This window comes from Rhodopseudomonas sp. WA056 (genome assembly GCF_010906995.1).
Lineage (GTDB): Bacteria > Pseudomonadota > Alphaproteobacteria > Rhizobiales > Xanthobacteraceae > Rhodopseudomonas > Rhodopseudomonas palustris_G.
This window is the reverse complement of the sequence record NZ_QPFS01000061.1, coordinates 1-16474: the sequence shown is the minus strand read 5'-3', so window position 1 is coordinate 16474 and position 16474 is coordinate 1. Positions and strand designations below refer to the sequence as shown.

14 protein-coding genes are annotated in these 16474 nt (G+C 66.3%); 9 read left to right on the top strand and 5 right to left on the bottom strand.

What is annotated here, in order from left to right; all coding sequences use genetic code 11:
* Positions 1 to 58: 58 nt before the first annotated feature.
* Positions 59 to 1609 (bottom strand): AMP-binding protein, encoded by a 1551-nt coding sequence (locus tag DU475_RS13440; protein WP_164632424.1) that lies wholly within the window; start codon positions 1607 to 1609, stop codon positions 59 to 61.
* Positions 1610 to 1689: 80 nt separating this feature from the next.
* Positions 1690 to 2832, bottom strand: coding sequence for an iron-containing alcohol dehydrogenase (locus DU475_RS13435; protein ID WP_349644188.1), 1143 nt, complete (start codon positions 2830 to 2832; stop codon positions 1690 to 1692).
* A 278-nt stretch (positions 2833 to 3110) separates the two neighbouring features.
* On the opposite strand from DU475_RS13435, the gene DU475_RS13430 reads away from it, so the two are divergent.
* From DU475_RS13430 to DU475_RS13390, 9 genes are all read left to right on the top strand, one after another.
* Positions 3111 to 3986, top strand: a complete 876-nt coding sequence (locus DU475_RS13430; protein ID WP_164632422.1) for an S-methyl-5'-thioadenosine phosphorylase — start codon at positions 3111 to 3113, stop codon at positions 3984 to 3986.
* 104 nt (positions 3987 to 4090) lie between these two features.
* Positions 4091 to 5215 carry an S-methyl-5-thioribose-1-phosphate isomerase gene (mtnA, locus tag DU475_RS13425; protein WP_164632421.1) on the top strand — a complete coding sequence of 375 codons (1125 nt, stop codon included), beginning with the start codon at positions 4091 to 4093 and terminating at the stop codon, positions 5213 to 5215.
* 183 nt (positions 5216 to 5398) lie between these two features.
* Complete coding sequence (locus tag DU475_RS13420) at positions 5399 to 5707, top strand: hypothetical protein (protein ID WP_013504637.1); 309 nt, start codon at positions 5399 to 5401, stop codon at positions 5705 to 5707.
* Positions 5708 to 5842: 135 nt separating this feature from the next.
* A complete protein-coding gene (locus DU475_RS13415; protein ID WP_433962624.1) occupies positions 5843 to 6130 on the top strand; it encodes a PepSY domain-containing protein in 288 nt (95 codons plus the stop codon).
* Positions 6130 to 6795, top strand: a complete 666-nt coding sequence (locus tag DU475_RS13410; protein WP_013504635.1) for a response regulator transcription factor — start codon at positions 6130 to 6132, stop codon at positions 6793 to 6795. The genes DU475_RS13415 and DU475_RS13410 overlap by 1 nt, the downstream gene beginning before the upstream one ends.
* Positions 6792 to 8171 (top strand): sensor histidine kinase, encoded by a 1380-nt coding sequence (locus tag DU475_RS13405; RefSeq protein ID WP_164632420.1) that lies wholly within the window; start codon positions 6792 to 6794, stop codon positions 8169 to 8171. Before DU475_RS13410 ends, DU475_RS13405 begins: the two co-directional genes overlap by 4 nt.
* Before the next feature lie 88 nt (positions 8172 to 8259).
* Positions 8260 to 10146 (top strand): molecular chaperone HtpG, encoded by a 1887-nt coding sequence (htpG, locus tag DU475_RS13400; protein ID WP_164632419.1) that lies wholly within the window; start codon positions 8260 to 8262, stop codon positions 10144 to 10146.
* Positions 10147 to 10233: 87 nt separating this feature from the next.
* Positions 10234 to 11919, top strand: coding sequence for an outer membrane beta-barrel protein (locus tag DU475_RS13395; protein WP_142884096.1), 1686 nt, complete (start codon positions 10234 to 10236; stop codon positions 11917 to 11919).
* A gap of 85 nt (positions 11920 to 12004) precedes the next feature.
* The gene (locus tag DU475_RS13390; protein WP_142884097.1) at positions 12005 to 13198 is read left to right on the top strand and encodes an ABC transporter substrate-binding protein; all 1194 of its coding nucleotides are present in this window, start codon (positions 12005 to 12007) and stop codon (positions 13196 to 13198) included.
* A gap of 189 nt (positions 13199 to 13387) precedes the next feature.
* Here the strand turns inward: DU475_RS13390 and DU475_RS13385 are convergent, their stop codons facing one another.
* The 3 genes from DU475_RS13385 to DU475_RS13375 form a co-directional block, all read right to left on the bottom strand.
* A complete protein-coding gene (locus DU475_RS13385) occupies positions 13388 to 13780 on the bottom strand; it encodes an MAPEG family protein (protein WP_164632418.1) in 393 nt (130 codons plus the stop codon).
* Positions 13781 to 13844: 64 nt separating this feature from the next.
* The gene (locus tag DU475_RS13380) at positions 13845 to 14930 is read right to left on the bottom strand and encodes a lipocalin-like domain-containing protein (protein WP_164632417.1); all 1086 of its coding nucleotides are present in this window, start codon (positions 14928 to 14930) and stop codon (positions 13845 to 13847) included.
* Positions 14920 to 16474 (bottom strand): ABC transporter permease (locus DU475_RS13375; protein WP_164632416.1); only part of this gene is annotated, 1555 nt, incomplete at its 5' end. The genes DU475_RS13375 and DU475_RS13380, both read right to left, overlap by 11 nt.

Genomic DNA, 16474 nt, shown 5'->3' with positions numbered 1-16474 from the left:
CGCCCCCTCTCCCGCAAGCCAAAGCGAGAGAGGGAGCGCTGTGCCGCGCCGCTCCGCCTCACACGATCCGGCTGTTCTTGTTGCCCCAATATTTGTCGCGCAGCAGGCGCTTGTAGAGTTTGCCGGTGGGCAGGCGCGGCATTTCGTCGGTGAAATCGATCGAGCGCGGCACCTTCTGGCGCGACAGCGACTGGGCGCAGAACGCCAGCAGTTCCTGCTCCAGCTCGGCACCGGCGGCGACGCCCTCGACCGGCTGCACCACCGCTTTCACCTCTTCGCCGAGATCCTCGTTCGGCACGCCGAACACTGCGGCGTCCGCCACCTTGGGATGGGTGATCAAGAGGTTCTCGCACTCCTGCGGATAGATGTTCACGCCGCCGGAGATGATCATGAAGGTGGCGCGATCGGTGAGGTGCAGATAGCCGTCGTCGTCGACATAGCCGACATCGCCGACCGTGCTCATGCTGCCGTTGTCGGAGCGGGCCTCCTGGGTCTTCTTCGGATCGTTGAAATATTCGAACGGCGTCGCGGTCTTGAACCAGATCTGGCCGGGCGTGCCTTTCGGGCACGGCTTCATGCCGTCGTCGAGAATGTGCAGGTCGCCGAACATCACCTTGCCGACGGTGCCGCGATGCGCCAGCCATTCGGCGCTGTTGCAGGCGGTGAAGCCGAGGCCTTCGGTGGCGCCGTAATATTCGTGGATGATCGGCCCCCACCATTCGATCATCTGTTCCTTGACCTGCGGTGGGCAGGGCGCCGCTGCGTGGATCGCGACCTCGAGGGTCGACAGGTCGTATTTCTTGCGGACCTCCTCGGGCAGCTTCAGCATCCGCGAGAACATCGTCGGCACGAGTTGGCTGTGCGTCACCTTGTACTTCTCGATCAGCGCCAGATACTGCTCCGGATCGAAATGCTCCATGATGATCACGGTGCCGCCGACCCGGATGGTGAGGCCGACCGCCGCCTGCGGCGCCGAGTGATACAGCGGGGCCGGCGACAGGTAGATCATGCCGTCGCGATACTTCCACAGCATGTTGAGGAAGTGGAACAGCGGCAGCGGTTCAGATGGCGGCTGCTCCGGCAGCGGCCGCAGGATGCCCTTCGGCCGGCCGGTGGTGCCGGACGAATACAGCATCGCGGTGCCGAGGTTTTCGTCGGCGATAGGCGTGTCCGGCAGATCCTTGGTCGCTTCGGCGAGCCCGACGATCCGCTCGCTCTCGCCGTCGCCGTCGACGACCACGCACAGCGTGACGTTGGAGCATTCCTTCAGCGCCTCGCGGGCAACGTCGAGCTTGGCTTTCGAGGTGATCAGCGCGCGGGATTCGCTATTGGTCAGGATGTAGGCGAGCTCGGCTGGCGTCAGATAGGAATTGACGCAGGTGTAGTAACAGCCGCTGCGCTCGCCGGCGCCGCACGCCTCGATGTAGCGATTGTTGTTCTCCATGAAGATCGAATAGTGGTCGATCCGCCGCAGGCCGTGATTGCGCAGCAGATGCGCCAGACGGTTGCTGCGGGCTTCGAGCTCCGCATAGCTCACGGTCTCGCCGGTCGAGGCCATGATGAAGGCGGGATGGTCGGGACGGGTCTTCGCGAACTGGCCGGGATACATTGTGCTCCTCGTTCCTCAGTGCCTATTCATCCGTCATTGCTTCGCTTCGCTCCTCGCAATGACGGCGATGGTGATGATCCTCACGCCGCCAGCTCCAGGATCTCGCGGACCTGCGCGGGGCCCTCGATCGGGCGCGGATTGCGCGGCACCCACGGCGTGCCCATCGCCTGGGTGGCGATCCGCTCGAAATGCTCGGGGCCGACATTCACGTCCTGCAACGATCGCGGCATACCGAGCACGCGGATCAGCGCGTCGAGCACGTCGCCGGCGTCTTGGCCGGGGTGGCCCATCGCGGCCGAGACCAGCGCCTGACGGTCGCGGTTGGCGATCCTGTTCCAGCGCATCACTGCGGGCAGCATGATGCAGGAGGTGTGGCCGTGCGGCACATCGAACACCGCGCCGAGCACGTAGCCGATGCCGTGGCTGGCGCCCATCGGCACGCCCGACGACAGTGCCCCCATCGACAGCCAGGCGCCGATCTGACAGTCGAGCCGGGCGTCGAGATCGGTCGGGGCGGCCTTCACCCGCGGCAGCCCCGTCGCCAGCATCGCAAGGCCGCGCAGCGCCTGGGCGTCGCCATAGGGGTGGGCTTCGCGCGAGCAGATCGCTTCGACGCAGTGATCGACGGCGCGGATGCCGGTCGACAGAAACAGCCATTCCGGCGTGTGCAGGGTGATGGCCGGATCGAGGATCGCGGCGCGCGGCATCGTCAGCGGATGCGCCAGCTTCTCCTTGACCCTGGTGGTTTCGTTGGTGACGCCGGCGAACGCGCTGAACTCGCCGCCGGAGATCGTGGTGGGCACGCTGATCTGCCGCACGGTCGGGGCGATCGGCGCGGTGACGTTGCGGACGCGGTCGATGTCGGCGGTGCTGGTGATGTCGTTGGCGAGGCAGATCTGCACCGCCTTGGCGCCGTCGGTGATCGAGCCGCCGCCGACGGTCACGATGATGTCGGCCTGGACGGCGCGGGCCTGTCCGGCGGCGGCGATGACCGCGCTGCGCGGCGTGTGCGCCGGCATCGCGTCGAACACCCCGGCACAGCGGCTGCCGAGCGCATCCCTGATCTTTGCGATTTCGTCGGTGGTGCGGTTCAGCGTGCCCGACACCATCAGCAGCGCGCGCTGCGCGCCGATCCGGTCGAGCTGTTCGGTGACAGCGGTCGCAGCCGGCTGGCCGTAGACGACCTCCTCCATGGCGCCGAACACGACGCGTCCAGTCATCACGTTGTTTCTCTCCCCTTGGCCGCTTTTGCGTGGCCTTAGCGATGATCCTAATCCGATCGTCGTAGGTTCGGGAACAGGAAAATTCGTCGCGGCGACGGCCCGTCATGGGCGTGTCCGACAACGCGGTAAGATAAGACGTTTGGCTGATCCGCCGCCGTAAGGGGTTGTCGCTGCCCCGCCCGCATGTTGAATGCGGCGGCAGATTTGTTGTGACGCGTTTTCTTCACGCGAACCGGTGACCCCTTCGCTCGAAAACGCTTTCGTCGGGGAGACAGTCCATGACTAAGGCCGTGCTCGGCATTATCGGCGGCTCCGGGATCTATGATTTGCCCGGGCTGGAAGACGTCCGAGAGGAAGCGATCGAGAGCCCATGGGGGCAGCCGTCTTCCGCGGTGCGGCGCGGCAATATCGCCGGCCTGCCGATCGTGTTCATGCCGCGCCATGACAAAGGCCACCGGCTGTCGCCCTCCGACATCAACTACCGCGCCAATATCGACGTGCTGAAGCGCGCCGGCGTCACCGACCTGATCTCGCTGTCGGCCTGCGGCTCGTTCAAGGAAGAGCTGCCGCCCGGCACCTTCGTGCTGGTCGATCAGTTCGTCGACCGCACCTACAAGCGCGAAAGCTCGTTCTTCGGTAAAGGCTGCGTCGCCCACGTCTCGATGGCGCATCCGGTTTCGCCGCGGCTCCGCATCCACCTCGCCGCGGCCGCCGAGGCTGAGGGCATTTCGGTGGCACGCGGCGGTACCTACCTGTGCATGGAAGGGCCGCAGTTCTCCAGCTATGCGGAGAGTATGACCTACAAGCAGCTCGGCTATTCGGTGATCGGCATGACCAACATGCCGGAGGCCAAGCTCGCCCGTGAGGCGGAAATTTGCTACGCGACGGTGGCGATGGTCACCGATTTCGACTGCTGGCACCCGGACCATGACGCGGTGACGGTGCAGGACATCGTCCGCGTTCTCACCTCCAATGCCGAGAAGGCCAAGAGCCTGGTGGCGCGGCTGGCACAGGACTTCCCGCGCGAGCACGAGGAATGCCCGATCGGCTCCGACCGCGCCCTCGATGCCGCCTTCATCACCGCCCCCGAAGCGCGCGATCCGGAACTGCTGAAGAAGCTCGACGCGGTGGCCGGGCGGGTTTTGAAGGCGTAAACCTCGTCATTGCGAGCGAAGCGAAGCAGTCCAGTGCTTGGCGTGTGAATTTCTGGATTGCTTCGCTTCGCTCGCAATGACCGATTCGATCTCAGCGAGGCACCATGAAAGTCGACGGCAAGCATACCCGCACGATCTGGCTCGAGGCTGATGGCTGGACCGTCGGCACTATCGATCAGCGCCGGCTGCCGCACGACTACGTGGTGGTGAAGCTGACCGGCTCCGATGACGCAGCCGATGCGATCCGCACCATGCTGGTGCGCGGCGCCCCGCTGATCGGTGCGACCGCGGCCTACGGCATGGCGCTGGCGATGCGCGAGGATGCCTCCGACGCCGGGCTCGATGCCGCCTATCGGAAGCTGGTCGCGACCAGGCCGACCGCCATCAATCTGAAATGGGCGCTCGACGAAATGCGCCGTGCGCTCGCCCCGGTGCCGCCGGCGGACCGCGTCGCGGCGGCCTATCGGCGCGCCGGCGAGATTGCCGATGAAGACGTCGCCATCAATCAGGCGATCGGCGCCAGCGGCCTGAAGCTGATCGAGGCGATTGCGGCGACCAAGAAGCCCGGCGAGCGCGTCAATGTGCTGACCCATTGCAACGCCGGCTGGCTGGCCACGGTGGATTGGGGCACCGCGACCGCGCCGATCTATCAGGCGTTCGATGCCGGCATTCCGATCCATGTGTATGCCGACGAGACCCGCCCGCGTAACCAGGGCGCGTCGCTCACCGCCTGGGAGCTCGGCCATCACGGCGTCGATCACACCGTGATTCCGGACAATACCGGCGGCCATCTGATGCAGCACGGGCTGGTCGACATCGTCATCGTCGGCACCGACCGCGTCACCGCCGAAGGCGACGTCTGCAACAAGATCGGCACCTATCTGAAGGCGCTGGCGGCGGCCGACAACAAGGTGCCGTTCTACGTCGCGCTGCCGTCGCCGACGATCGACTTCACCATCCGCGACGGCGTGAAGGAAATCCCGATCGAGCAGCGCGAAGCCGCCGAGGTCACCGACATGACCGGCCGTACCAGCGATGGCCGGATCGAAACGGTGCGGATCGTGCCGCAGGGCTCCAAGGTCGCCAATTACGGCTTCGACGTCACCCCGGCACGCCTCGTTACCGGCCTGATCACCGAGCGCGGCGTGCTGAAAGCCGATCGCGCCGCGCTGGCCGCGGCGTTTCCGGAGCGGGTGGCCCAGGCCAAGGAACTCCTGCGCGCGTCCTGAGTTCGTTCGGCAGCGGCTGTTCGGCCGCTCAGCACGGCATCGGCGGTATTGCTCAGTCGAAACAGCGTGTCGCGCGGCCGATCGCCGCGTAACCCCTGTGGAAACGCTCTCGCGCTCGCCACCTTTGTGGCTATGCTGGATTCGCGCCGGAGCCGAGCCGCGCGCGCCCCAAGGACTCGCATCATGACCGATCAATCCAGGCCGCCGGAGCGGCCGCGCTATGAGCCGGAGATCATTCCGCCCGGACAGACCCACGATCCGATGGGAACGCGGATTTTCATCGACCAGAACACCACCGAGCACGTCTTTGTCGGCAAGGTCGGTCCGCTCGGCCTGTTCCTGATGGCGCTGGCGATCGGCGCGGTGATTGCCGTGGTTCTGGTGCTGCTGCTCGGGGCGTTTCTGCTGTGGATCCCGGTGGTCGGCCTGCTGATCGCGGCCGGGCTGGTCGCAGGGGTGCTGCGGCCGCTGTTTTCGCGCGGCAACGGATAGCGCGCCCGGATTGATCGTTGTCAGCGAGCCGTCAGCGGGCCTGGCGCAGACTCCGCGCTGTTGGAGCTGGCCGGTCGGAGAGCGATGGCACGCATTGTTATCGTCTGGTTCGGGCTGGTCGCCGCCGCGGTGCTGATGTCGGCCGCGCCCGTCGCGGCGCACGACCACGATCATCATCACCACGACCGCCGCCAAGATCATGACGAAGCCCGCCTCGCCGTCGAGCGTGGCGAAATCCGCCCGCTGGCCGAGCTGCTCGGCATGATTCGCGGCAAACTCCCCGGCGAGATCACCGGCGTCGAGATCGAGCGGCGCCACGATCAATGGCTGTACGAATTCGTGGTGGTCGACAAGCGGGGCCGGCTGTACGAGGTCTATGTCGATGGGCGCAGTGGCGAGATCCGTCGCACCAAGGAGAAATGATGCGGGTGCTGGTGGTCGAGGACGACAGCCGGATCGCGTCGGAGCTGGGGCGCGGCCTCGGCGAGGCCGGCTACCTCGCTGAAATCGTCGGCGACGGCGAGGAGGCGTGGTTTCGCGGTGACACCGAGGACTATGCCGCCATCATCCTCGACCTCGGCCTGCCGGGCCTCGACGGCCTCACCATCCTGAAGCGCTGGCGCGACAACGGACGCCTCACCCCGGTGCTGATCCTCACCGCGCGCGGAAGCTGGGCCGAACGGGTCGACGGCATCGATGCCGGCGCCGACGATTACCTGCCGAAGCCTTTCCAGATGGAGGAGCTGCTGGCGCGGCTGCGCTCGATCGTGCGGCGGTCGGCCGGCCACGCGTCGTCGGTCGTCAGCATCGGCGATGTCACGCTCGACGAGCGCCAGATGCAGGTCAGCGTCCGCGGCAAGCCGGTGGCGCTGTCGCCACTGGAGTACCGGCTCGCATCCTACCTGGTGCTGCATCGCGGCCGGGTGGTGTCGCAGTTCGAGCTGGCCGAGAACATCTACGGCCAGGACGACGCCCACGATTCCAACGCCATCGAGGTGCTGGTGGGCCGCGTTCGCCGCAAGATCGGGGTCGACCTGATCGAGACCCGTCGCGGCTTCGGCTACATCGTGGCGGACGAGCGTTCATGAGGCACAGCTCGCTGCGGCTGCGGCTGATCGCCGGCGGTGCCGCGGCGATCCTGATCGCGCTCAGCGTCGCCGGCTTGGCGCTGACATTCCTGTTCGAGCGCCACGTCACCCGCACCATCGCGGACGATCTGGAAGTGTCGCTGAAGCAATTGATCGCCGGTGTCGAGGCCGGGCCCGACGGCCGGCTTGCGGTGGTGCAACCGCCGACCGATCCGCGGTTTTCCGAACCGCTGTCGGGGCTGTACTGGCAGGTCGGCGACGACGGCGATCAGCTCGTGCGCTCGCGCTCGCTATGGGACGACCGACTGACGGTGCCGATCGATCAGCCCGGGCCCGCCGAGGTGCATCATCACGACATCGCCGGGCCGTTCGGGGCCCGGCTGTCGATCGTCGAACGACGGGTTCTGCTCACTGTCGCCGGCAAGAGCGTTCCGATTCGCGCCGCCGTGGCGGTCGACCTGACGCGGGTCGAGGCCGCCGGTCAGGCTTTCGCACGGGATCTGGTGGTCGCGCTTGGACTCCTCGGGGTGGTTCTAGCTGTCGCGACTTCCGTGCAGGTGATGCTGGGGCTGCGGCCTCTCGTGGCCTTGCGCCGTGACGTCGCTGCGATCCGCTCCGGCCGCAGCCGCCGTCTGCCAGAGGCGGTGCCGGACGAGGTGAGGCCGCTGGTGGAGGAGGTCAACGCGCTGCTGGACGCGCAGGCGCGCGAGATCGAACGCTCGCGCGACCGCGCCGCAGATCTGGCCCACGGCCTGAAGACGCCGCTCGCGGCGCTTGCCGGCGACGCGGCGCGGCTGCGCGAGCGCGGCGAGGACAAGCTCGCCCGCGACATCGAGGCGGTCGGCGCGGCGATGAGCCGGCACGTCGACCGCGAGCTGGCGCGGGCCAGGCTGCGCGGCGCCGCACGGCGCGGTGAAAGCGTGACGGTGGAGCTGTTGCCGCTGGTGCGATCGTTGGTGACGATCCAGTCGCGCACCCCGGCCGGCAGCGCGATCGACTATGCCATCGAGGTCGCGGACTATGTGGCGGTGCCGATCGAGCGCACCGACCTCGCCGAGGTGCTCGGCAATCTGCTCGACAATGCCACCCGCCACGGCAAGTCGCTGGTTCGGATCGGTACCGCCTGCGACGCCGACGAGTTCTGCATCGTGATCGAGGACGATGGCGAGGGCTTGGATGAAGCGGCGCGCACCGAGGTGCTGTCGCGCGGCATCCGGCTCGACCAGCGCGGCGAGGGCGCAGGGCTGGGGCTGGCGATCGTCCAGGACGTGCTCGACGCCTATGGCTGGAGCCTGCGGCTGTCGCGTTCCGAGCTTGGCGGCCTCAAGGCCTGTTGCTGCGCCGCGGTGGCCTCGGCCGGGCCGGGCCGGTTCTGAACCGGCGCCGCCACCTTGCCATCGCCCGGCCGCGCGCTATATCCCGGCTTTCCCTCACATTCCTTCTGCAGGACCAGCGACATTCGCCATGACCATGACTGATACCGCCAGCGAGACGAAGCCGTTCCAGGCCGAAGTAGCCGAGCTTTTGAACCTGATGGTGCACTCGGTCTATTCAGAGACCGATATCTTCCTGCGCGAGCTCATCTCCAACGCCTCCGACGCGCTCGACAAGCTGCGCTACGAGTCGATCGCAAAGCCCGAGCTGATGGAGAAGGGCGGCGAACCGAACATCCGGATCGTTCCGAAGAAGGCGCCCGACACCCTGACGATCGTCGACCACGGCATCGGCATGGATCGCCAGGAGCTGATCGACAACCTCGGCACCATCGCCAAGTCCGGCACCAAATCGTTCATTTCCAAGCTCACCGAATCCAAGGACAGCGCCGGCCTGATCGGCCAGTTCGGCGTCGGCTTCTATGCCGCCTTCATGGTGGCCGACAAGATCACCGTCACCAGCCGCCGCGCCGGATCGGACGACGTCTGGACCTGGACGTCCGCGGGCGGCGCCGGGTTCGAAATCGGCCGGGCCTCCGACGAGGATGCGGCGCGGATCGAACGCGGCACCGAGATCGTGCTGCATCTGAAGCCCGACGCATCGAAATATCTCGAAGACTGGCAGATCGAGCGGATCGTCACCGAATACTCCGACAACATCCAGTTCCCGATTCTGCTGGTGCCGGAGGAAGGCGAGCCGCGCCAGATCAATTCGGCCAGCGCGCTTTGGCAGCGCTCGAAGTCGGAGCTGAGCGAGGACGATTACAAGCAGGCCTACAAGCAGATCGCGGGCGCGTTCGACGAGCCGGCGATGACGCTGCATTATCGCGCCGAGGGCCGGCAGTCCTATGCGGTGCTGCTATTCGCGCCATCGACCAAGCCGTTCGACCTGTTCGAGCCGGAGCGCAAGGGCAAGATCAAGCTCTACGTCCGCCGCGTCTTCATCACCTCGGAAGCCGAGATGCTGCCGCCCTATCTGCGCTTCCTGCGCGGGGTGATCGATTCGGAGGATCTGCCGCTCAATCTGTCGCGCGAGATGCTGCAGAAGAATCCGCAGCTCGCGCAGATCCGCAGTGCGGTGACCGGCAAGGTGATCGGCGAGCTGGAAAGCCTCGCCGACAAGAAGCCGGAGGACTTCGCCAAGATCTGGGACGCGTTCGGGCCGGTGCTGAAGGAGGGCCTGTACGAGGACTTCGAGCGCCGCGAGAAGCTGCTGTCGCTGGCCCGCTTCACCACCACGGCCGGCGAGAAGCGGTCGCTGAAGCAGTATGTCGAGGCGATGAAGGAGAACCAGACCGAGATCTATTATCTGGTCGGCGACTCGCTCGAGCGGTTGAAATCCAACCCGAAGCTGGAATCCGCCGCCGCGCGGGGCATCGAAGTGCTGCTGCTGACCGATCCGGTGGATGCGTTCTGGACCTCCGCGCAGCTCGATTTCGGCGGCAAGCCGCTGAAGTCGCTGAGCCAGGGCGACGTCAATTTCGATCTGATTCCGAAGCTCGATCAGGACCAGGACAAGGACGGCAGCGACGACACCAAGGCCGACGAGGCGACCGTGATCGCGGTGATCAAGGACGCGCTCGGCGATCGCGTCTCCGACGTCAAGGCGTCGCAGCGGCTGACGTCCAGCGCCTCCTGTCTGGTCGCGGGTGGCATGGGCCCGGACCGCGAACTCGAGAAGATGCTGGCGCGCGCCAACAAGGGCGCCGCCACCAAGCCGGTGCTCGAAATCAATCTGAAGCATCCGCTGGTTGCGGCGCTCGGTAGGGCCAAGGACGACAAGGCCGAAGCGGCCGATCTGTCGTTCCTGCTGCTGGAGCAGGCGCAGATTCTCGACGGCGAACTGCCCGAAGACCCCGCCGCCTTCGCCGGCCGGCTCAACCGGCTGGTGCTGCGCGGCGTGGTTGCGCATGGTTAGCGGCTAGCTAACAAACACGGTTACCGTTTTTTTAATCCATGGCGCGCATTCTGCTCGGCATCGTTGTGCCGAGCAGAGTGTGATGCCATGAGACGAATCCTTGTTACCGCAGCCGCGCTTGCGACGGTGATCTCGCCGGCCGCAGCGGCCGACATGCCGGGCTTTCCTCCGCTCATGCCTGCTGCGCCGGTCCAATGGAACTGGACCGGGCTGTATTGGGGCGTCCATGTCGGCGGCAGCTTCGGCTCGTCGAGCTTCAGCGATCCCGCCGGCCCCGGTCTGTACGGCGGCAACGTCCGCAGCCCGGCGGCACTCGCCGGCATCCAGGTCGGTTACAACTACCAGCCGAACGCGAATTGGCTGATCGGCGTCGAGGCCGATCTCAGCTCGATGAACGCCAAGGGCACCGACACCTGCATGGCGTCGTCGGGGTTGTTCATTTCGTCCAATTGTCGCGTCCGTCAGGATGCGCTGGCGACGCTGACCGGCCGCGCCGGCCTGGTCACCGGCCGCGGCGGCCGGACGCTGCTCTATGCCAAAGCCGGCGCCGCCTTCCTCAGCGAACGGCTCGATATTACCGTCGGCTATCCGCTCGGTCATTCGACCGATGCGGATAACGGCCGCTGGGGCTGGACCGTCGGCGCCGGCATCGAACGGGCGCTGGCGCCGGCCTGGTCGGTGAAGCTCGAATACGGCTACGCCGATTTCGGCAGCCGCGACATGGCGACGCCATCGAGCTTCCGGCTGGTGCCGGGCGTCGGCTATTTCCCCACCCCGCAGGGCACCAGCAAGGTCGAGCAGGACCTGCACGCCGTGAAGGTCGGTCTCAATCTCAAATTCGGCGGCGATGTCGACGCGCGATTCGACGACTATCATCTGCGCGGCAGCCAGGCCGGGGTCGATGTCGTCGAGCGCGGCGCGGTCGAGGTCGGCGGCCGGGTCTGGTACAGTTCGGGACGCTTCCAGAAGGATCTCGGCGCGACGGTCGATCAGGGCGCTCAGAACTTCCTGATCTCGCGGCTGACCTATCAAAGCACCGCCGCATCGGGCGAAGCCTTCGGCCGGGTCGATGGTCCCTACGACACGTTCCTCAAGGGCTTCGCCGGCGGCGGCACCCTGCTGAGCGGGCACATGAACGACGAGGACTGGATCGCCACCGACGGCATCCCCTACTCGAACACGTTGTCGGACCCGGTCAAGGGTAGCATCGCCTATGCGACGCTCGATGTCGGCTACGATCTGCTGCGCGGGCCGGGGTACAAGTTCGGCGGCTTCGTCGGCTACAATTATTATCGCGAGAACAAGTCGGCCTATGGCTGCGTTCAGACGGCGGGCGCCACGTCGCTGATCTGCGCGCAGCCGATTTCGAACAGCGTTCTCGCCATGACCGAAAACAACACCTGGCATTCGCTGCGGGTCGGATTCAACGGCGAACTCGGACTAGGCCGCGGGCTGAAGCTCTCCGCCGACGCCGCCTATCTGCCCTATCTGAAGATGTTCGGAACCGACAACCACGTGCTGCGTACCGATGTCACCGATACGGTTTCGCCGGAGCGGGGAACCGGGCAGGGCGTGCAGCTCGAGGCGATCCTGTCGTATCAGGTCACGAATGCGTTCAGCGTCGGCGCCGGCGCGCGGTATTGGGCGATGTGGGCGACCACTAACGCTTACACCAACATCTTCGGCACCGAGTGTCCGTGCCAGACGCTGCCGACGCGCACCGAACGATACGGAACTTTCCTGCAGGCGGCCTACAAATTCGACGGCCTCTAACGGCTGTCGCTGCTGCACAATCCGCTGGGCAGCGGCATTTTTCCTAACTAAGCTGCGCGCCAACCAAAACACTGGGAGGCACGCCATGAAACTCAAACTTCTTTCCGCCGCGCTCGCGGCCACGGCCCTCGTTGCCGTCACGCCGGCCTCGGCGCAGGGCGTCAAGATCGGCATCCTCAACGACCAGTCGGGCGTCTATGCCGACTACGGCGGCAAGTGGTCGCTTGAAGCCGCCAAGATGGCGGTCGAGGATTTCGGCGGTGAGGTGCTGGGGCAAAAGATCGAGATCATCTCCGCCGATCATCAGAACAAGCCCGACAACGCGGTTGCGATCGCGCGCAAATGGTACGACGTCGACGGCGTCGACATGATCACGGAGCTCACCACCTCGTCGGTAGCGCTGGCGATCCAGGATCTGTCGAAGGAAAAGAAGAAGATCGACATCGTGGTCGGCGCCGCGACCTCGCGGATCACCGGCGATGCCTGCCAGCCTTACGGGTTCCACTGGGCGTTCGACACCCATGCACTCGCGGTCGGCACCGGCGGCGCGCTGGTCAAGGCCGGCGGCGATAGCTGGTTCTTCCTCACCGCGGACTACGCGTTCGGCTATGCGCTGGAGAAGGACACCAGCGAGATCGTTCTCGCCAGCGGCGGCAAGGTGCTCGGCTCGGTCCGGCATCCGCTGAATTCCTCTGACTTCTCCTCGTTCCTGCTGCAGGCGCAAGCGTCCAAAGCCAAGGTCGTCGGTCTCGCCAATGCCGGCCTCGACACCGCCAACTCGATCAAGCAGGCCGCTGAATTCGGCATCGTCGCAGGCGGCCAGAAGCTGGCGGGCCTGTTGATGACGATCGCCGAAGTGAACGGTCTCGGCCTCAAGGCGGCGCAGGGGCTGGTGCTGACCGAAGCCTATTACTGGGATCGCGACGACAAATCGCGGCAGTTCGCCGAGCGGTTCTTCAAACGGACCAACCGGATGCCCAGCATGATTCAGGCCGGCACCTATTCGGCGACGCTGTCCTATCTGAAAGCCGTCAAGGCTGCCGGCACCAAGGACACCGACGCGGTGGCCAAGAAGCTGAAGGAACTGCCGGTCGACGACGCGTTCGCGTCCGGCAAGGTGCTGGCCAACGGCCGCTTCGTCCACGACATGTATCTGTTCGAGGTCAAGAAGCCGGAAGAGTCGAAGAAGCCGTGGGACTACTACAAGCTGCTCGCCACCGTGCCGGGCGACAAGGCGTTCCCGACTGCGGCGGAAAGCGGCTGCCCGCTCACCAAGTGAGCGCTTATCGAGCCTTTGTAGTGAGAGCCGGCGCCGAGCGCTGCGCAACCTCTCCCGCTTGCGGGAGAGGTTGGATCGCGTAGCGATCCGATGAGTGCACTCCTCTCTGCGGATCGCTGAGTCACTGCCTGGGGCGCCCTCACCCCAACCCTCTCCCGCAAGCGGGAGAGGGAGCTCGCTATGCTCGGATCAAGCCCCCAACATCTGGTGCACCACGCCGTACACCGAGCCGCCCCACAGGAAGGCGGTCGCCACCATCTGCACGGCGAAGCCGAGGCCGCGCTTTTCGGGGGCTTCGGCATAGCCCAGCATGTAGAGGATCCGTCCGATGATCCACACCGCGCCCGCCGCGGCCGCGATCGCGTCGCTGAGATAGTAGGCGAACAGCCACAGCGACGGCAGGAAGATCGGCATCCATTCCAACGTATTGGCCTGTATTCGGAATACCCGCTCGAATTCGGGGTGTCCGGTGATTGCCGGCGCTTTGACGCCGTACAGCATCCGCGCCCGCGCGACCTGCAACGAGGTGTAGAAATAGAACATCAACGCAAGAAGGGTGGCGATCGTGGTGTAATGAAACATCCAAGGGCTCCCGCTAGGTTCGTTCTCGCCCGGCTGATGGCCGCCGGTTGTGCGCAGCTTGAACTCAATACCCTGTCATCTCAAGATACCCGACACCGCTCCTGTTACCGTTGAAGGTGATCGGCCCTTCCCAGTACGGGAAGCTGGTGCCCATCCAGCTCGTCGGGTTGAGCGGCGTCGTCTCGATCGCGAGCTCATGTCCGGCGACCGCCACCTGCCAGCGTGTCGGCAGCTTGCGTTCGCCGATCGTGGTGTAGCCGAGCGGTTCGAGCGTGATCTGATCCGGCGACAGCGGCACCGAGCGGCCGTCGGTGCCGATCCAGTTGCCGGCGAAGTAGTTGCTGCCGTCGCGCTGCCGCAGCCGGAACAGCATCACCTTGTCGCCGGAGGACAGGTGCAGCGAAAACCAGTCCCAGCCGGTCTGGTCGGAGGCGAGCGGCTGGCTCGACCATTCGCGGTCCATCCAGGCCACGCCTTCGACCACAATGGCGCGGCCATCGAGAGTGAGCGTGCCGGACGCGGTGAAATACGGCTGGCTGTAGTAGTAGGAGGCCTGGCCGCGTTCGGACTTGCGCGAGTAGCCGTTGTCGCCCTGCAGCACCAGCGGCCTGTCGGCGCTCAGCTTCAGTGCGTAGCTGAAATCGGCCGCGCTGGCGGTGACCGAGAGCGGCGACAATGTCTCGGCCTGCATCGATTCGGTCGCCTGCATCGCCCAGTCGTCGATCACGGCCCCAAACGGCGCCGCCTCGACTTCCGCAACGCCGACGCCGCCCCGCGAAAATTTCTCGGCGAAGCGATGCATTCCGGCGCCGGTGACGCCGGCATGTGCCATCCAGATCTGCTGATTGGCCCAGCCGCCGCGTTGCGGGCCCGGCGTCATCGCCTGACGGAACAGCGTCCACTGCGCCCCATAGGCGTTGCCTGATGCATCTCTCAGGTTGGCCGTGAGGTACCACCATTCGATCCGGAACTCCGGATGCGGGCCGTGATCGTCGGGAAACACCAGCTTGCGACCGCGCACCACCGGCGCGAACTCGCCGGCGTCGCTGCCGAGGCCGGCGAAACCCTGGGCCGCAGCTCGCGGCGACGCGACGGCCGCGGCGAGCAGGGAGACGGCGAAGCTGCGGCGGCTGATGCGGTCAGCGCTCATCGGTAAACACCTTGACCAGCCGCGCCGGTTGCATCCGCACCAGCTTCAGGATCGGCAGCGCCGCCGCCAGCAGCGTCGCCAGCAGCGCGACGCCGACCAGCTTGGCGAGTTCGAACGGAAACACTTCGAACGGCAGCCGCCAGCCAAAAGCCTTGACGTTGACCACCGCGATCAGACACCACGCCACCATCAGGCCGAGCGGCAGTGCCACCAGCGCGGTGATCGCCGCCATCGCCAGCGTCTTCATCAGTTCGATCAGCGCCAGCCGGCGGCGGGTGATGCCGATCGCCCACAGCGGGGCGACCTGCGGCAGCCGCGATGCGCCGAGCGTCAGGAGGCTGGTCAGCAGCGCCACGCCGGCGATGCCGAGCGTGAAAGCGTTGAGCGCGGTCGTCACCGCGAAGGTGCGGCTGAAGATCTGCTTGGAGATCGCCTTCAGCGTTGCCTGATCGGCGAGGCTGCGTTCGCCGAACGCGAAGTTCTCGCGCAACGCCTTGATCAGTGCCGGCACCCGGACGGGATCGACCCGCAGGCCGAGGCGGGTTCTGGCGATGTCGGGGAAATGTCCGGTGAGCGCGTCGAACGCGACGCCGAGCTGGCCGCGGGGATTGCCGTAGTCGGCATAGATCGCCACCACCTCGACCGGCCATGGTCCGCGGTCGGTCGGCACCACGATGCGGTCGCCGAGCTTGACGCCGAGCCGGCGCCAGAGCTGCTCGCTGACCAGCGCCGCATTGCCGCGCGCGACTCGGTCCCAGACGTCTTTGGTGTGTTCGAGCAGCGGCCAGTGATCCCGATAGGTAGCGTCGTCGGCGAACCCGATCAGCTCCACCGGCTGGCCCTGGAGCTTCACCTCGGTGCGCGCGCCGGGCAGCAGAGCGGTGACTTCCGGTCGTCCCTTCAGCCAGGTGCGGATTTCGGCAGCCTGCTGGTTGTTGGCGGCGTTCAGATACACTTCGGCGGCGAGCCGGCCGTCGAGCCAGCGCTGGAAGGTCCGGCTGAAACTCTCGACCATGGTGCCGACGCCGACATTGACCCCCAGCGCCAGCAGCAGCGCCATCAGCGCCAGCGACAGGCCGGAAAGCTGCAGCCGGCTGTCGGCCCAGAACCAGGTCGTCAGCGGGCCGCGCGCCAGCTTTTCGCCGAGCGCGAGCACCAGTCCGAGGATCGCCGGCAACCCGAGCGCGGCACCGAGCAGGATCGCTGCCAGCACCGCGAAACCCGACAGCAGCGAATCGCCGAACCACAGAAAGCCGGCGCCGGCCGCGAACACCGCGAGCGCGGCCGCCGCCTGCACGATCAGCCAGCGATGCTGCGCTTGCTGCCAGGCATAGGGTTGCGCCGCCGCCAGCACCGGCAGCCGCGCTGCTTTGATCAGCGCCGCGGAGGCGGCGGCGAGCGTGCCGAGGATGCTGATGGCGATGCCGGCGAGCCACCACTCTGGCCGCAGCGACAGCTCGCCGGGAATCTGCGCGCCGTAAAGTCCGCGCAAGGTGGCGGCAACGTCCGGCAGCAATGTCGCGGCGATCAGATAGCCGCAGACC

Bases quoted from the DNA above. Each gene is read 5' to 3' on its own strand.
- DU475_RS13440 (WP_164632424.1), bottom strand. From the start codon at position 1,609: ATGTATCCCGGCCAGTTCGCGAAGACCCGTCCCGACCATCCCGCCTTC.
- DU475_RS13430 (WP_164632422.1), top strand. From the start codon at position 3,111: ATGACTAAGGCCGTGCTCGGCATTATCGGCGGCTCCGGGATCTATGAT.
- mtnA (WP_164632421.1), top strand. From the start codon at position 4,091: ATGAAAGTCGACGGCAAGCATACCCGCACGATCTGGCTCGAGGCTGAT.
- DU475_RS13420 (WP_013504637.1), top strand. From the start codon at position 5,399: ATGACCGATCAATCCAGGCCGCCGGAGCGGCCGCGCTATGAGCCGGAG.
- DU475_RS13415 (WP_433962624.1), top strand. From the start codon at position 5,843: ATGTCGGCCGCGCCCGTCGCGGCGCACGACCACGATCATCATCACCAC.
- DU475_RS13410 (WP_013504635.1), top strand. From the start codon at position 6,130: ATGCGGGTGCTGGTGGTCGAGGACGACAGCCGGATCGCGTCGGAGCTG.
- DU475_RS13405 (WP_164632420.1), top strand. From the start codon at position 6,792: ATGAGGCACAGCTCGCTGCGGCTGCGGCTGATCGCCGGCGGTGCCGCG.
- htpG (WP_164632419.1), top strand. From the start codon at position 8,260: ATGACCATGACTGATACCGCCAGCGAGACGAAGCCGTTCCAGGCCGAA.
- DU475_RS13395 (WP_142884096.1), top strand. From the start codon at position 10,234: ATGAGACGAATCCTTGTTACCGCAGCCGCGCTTGCGACGGTGATCTCG.
- DU475_RS13390 (WP_142884097.1), top strand. From the start codon at position 12,005: ATGAAACTCAAACTTCTTTCCGCCGCGCTCGCGGCCACGGCCCTCGTT.
- DU475_RS13385 (WP_164632418.1), bottom strand. From the start codon at position 13,780: ATGTTTCATTACACCACGATCGCCACCCTTCTTGCGTTGATGTTCTAT.
- DU475_RS13380 (WP_164632417.1), bottom strand. From the start codon at position 14,930: ATGAGCGCTGACCGCATCAGCCGCCGCAGCTTCGCCGTCTCCCTGCTC.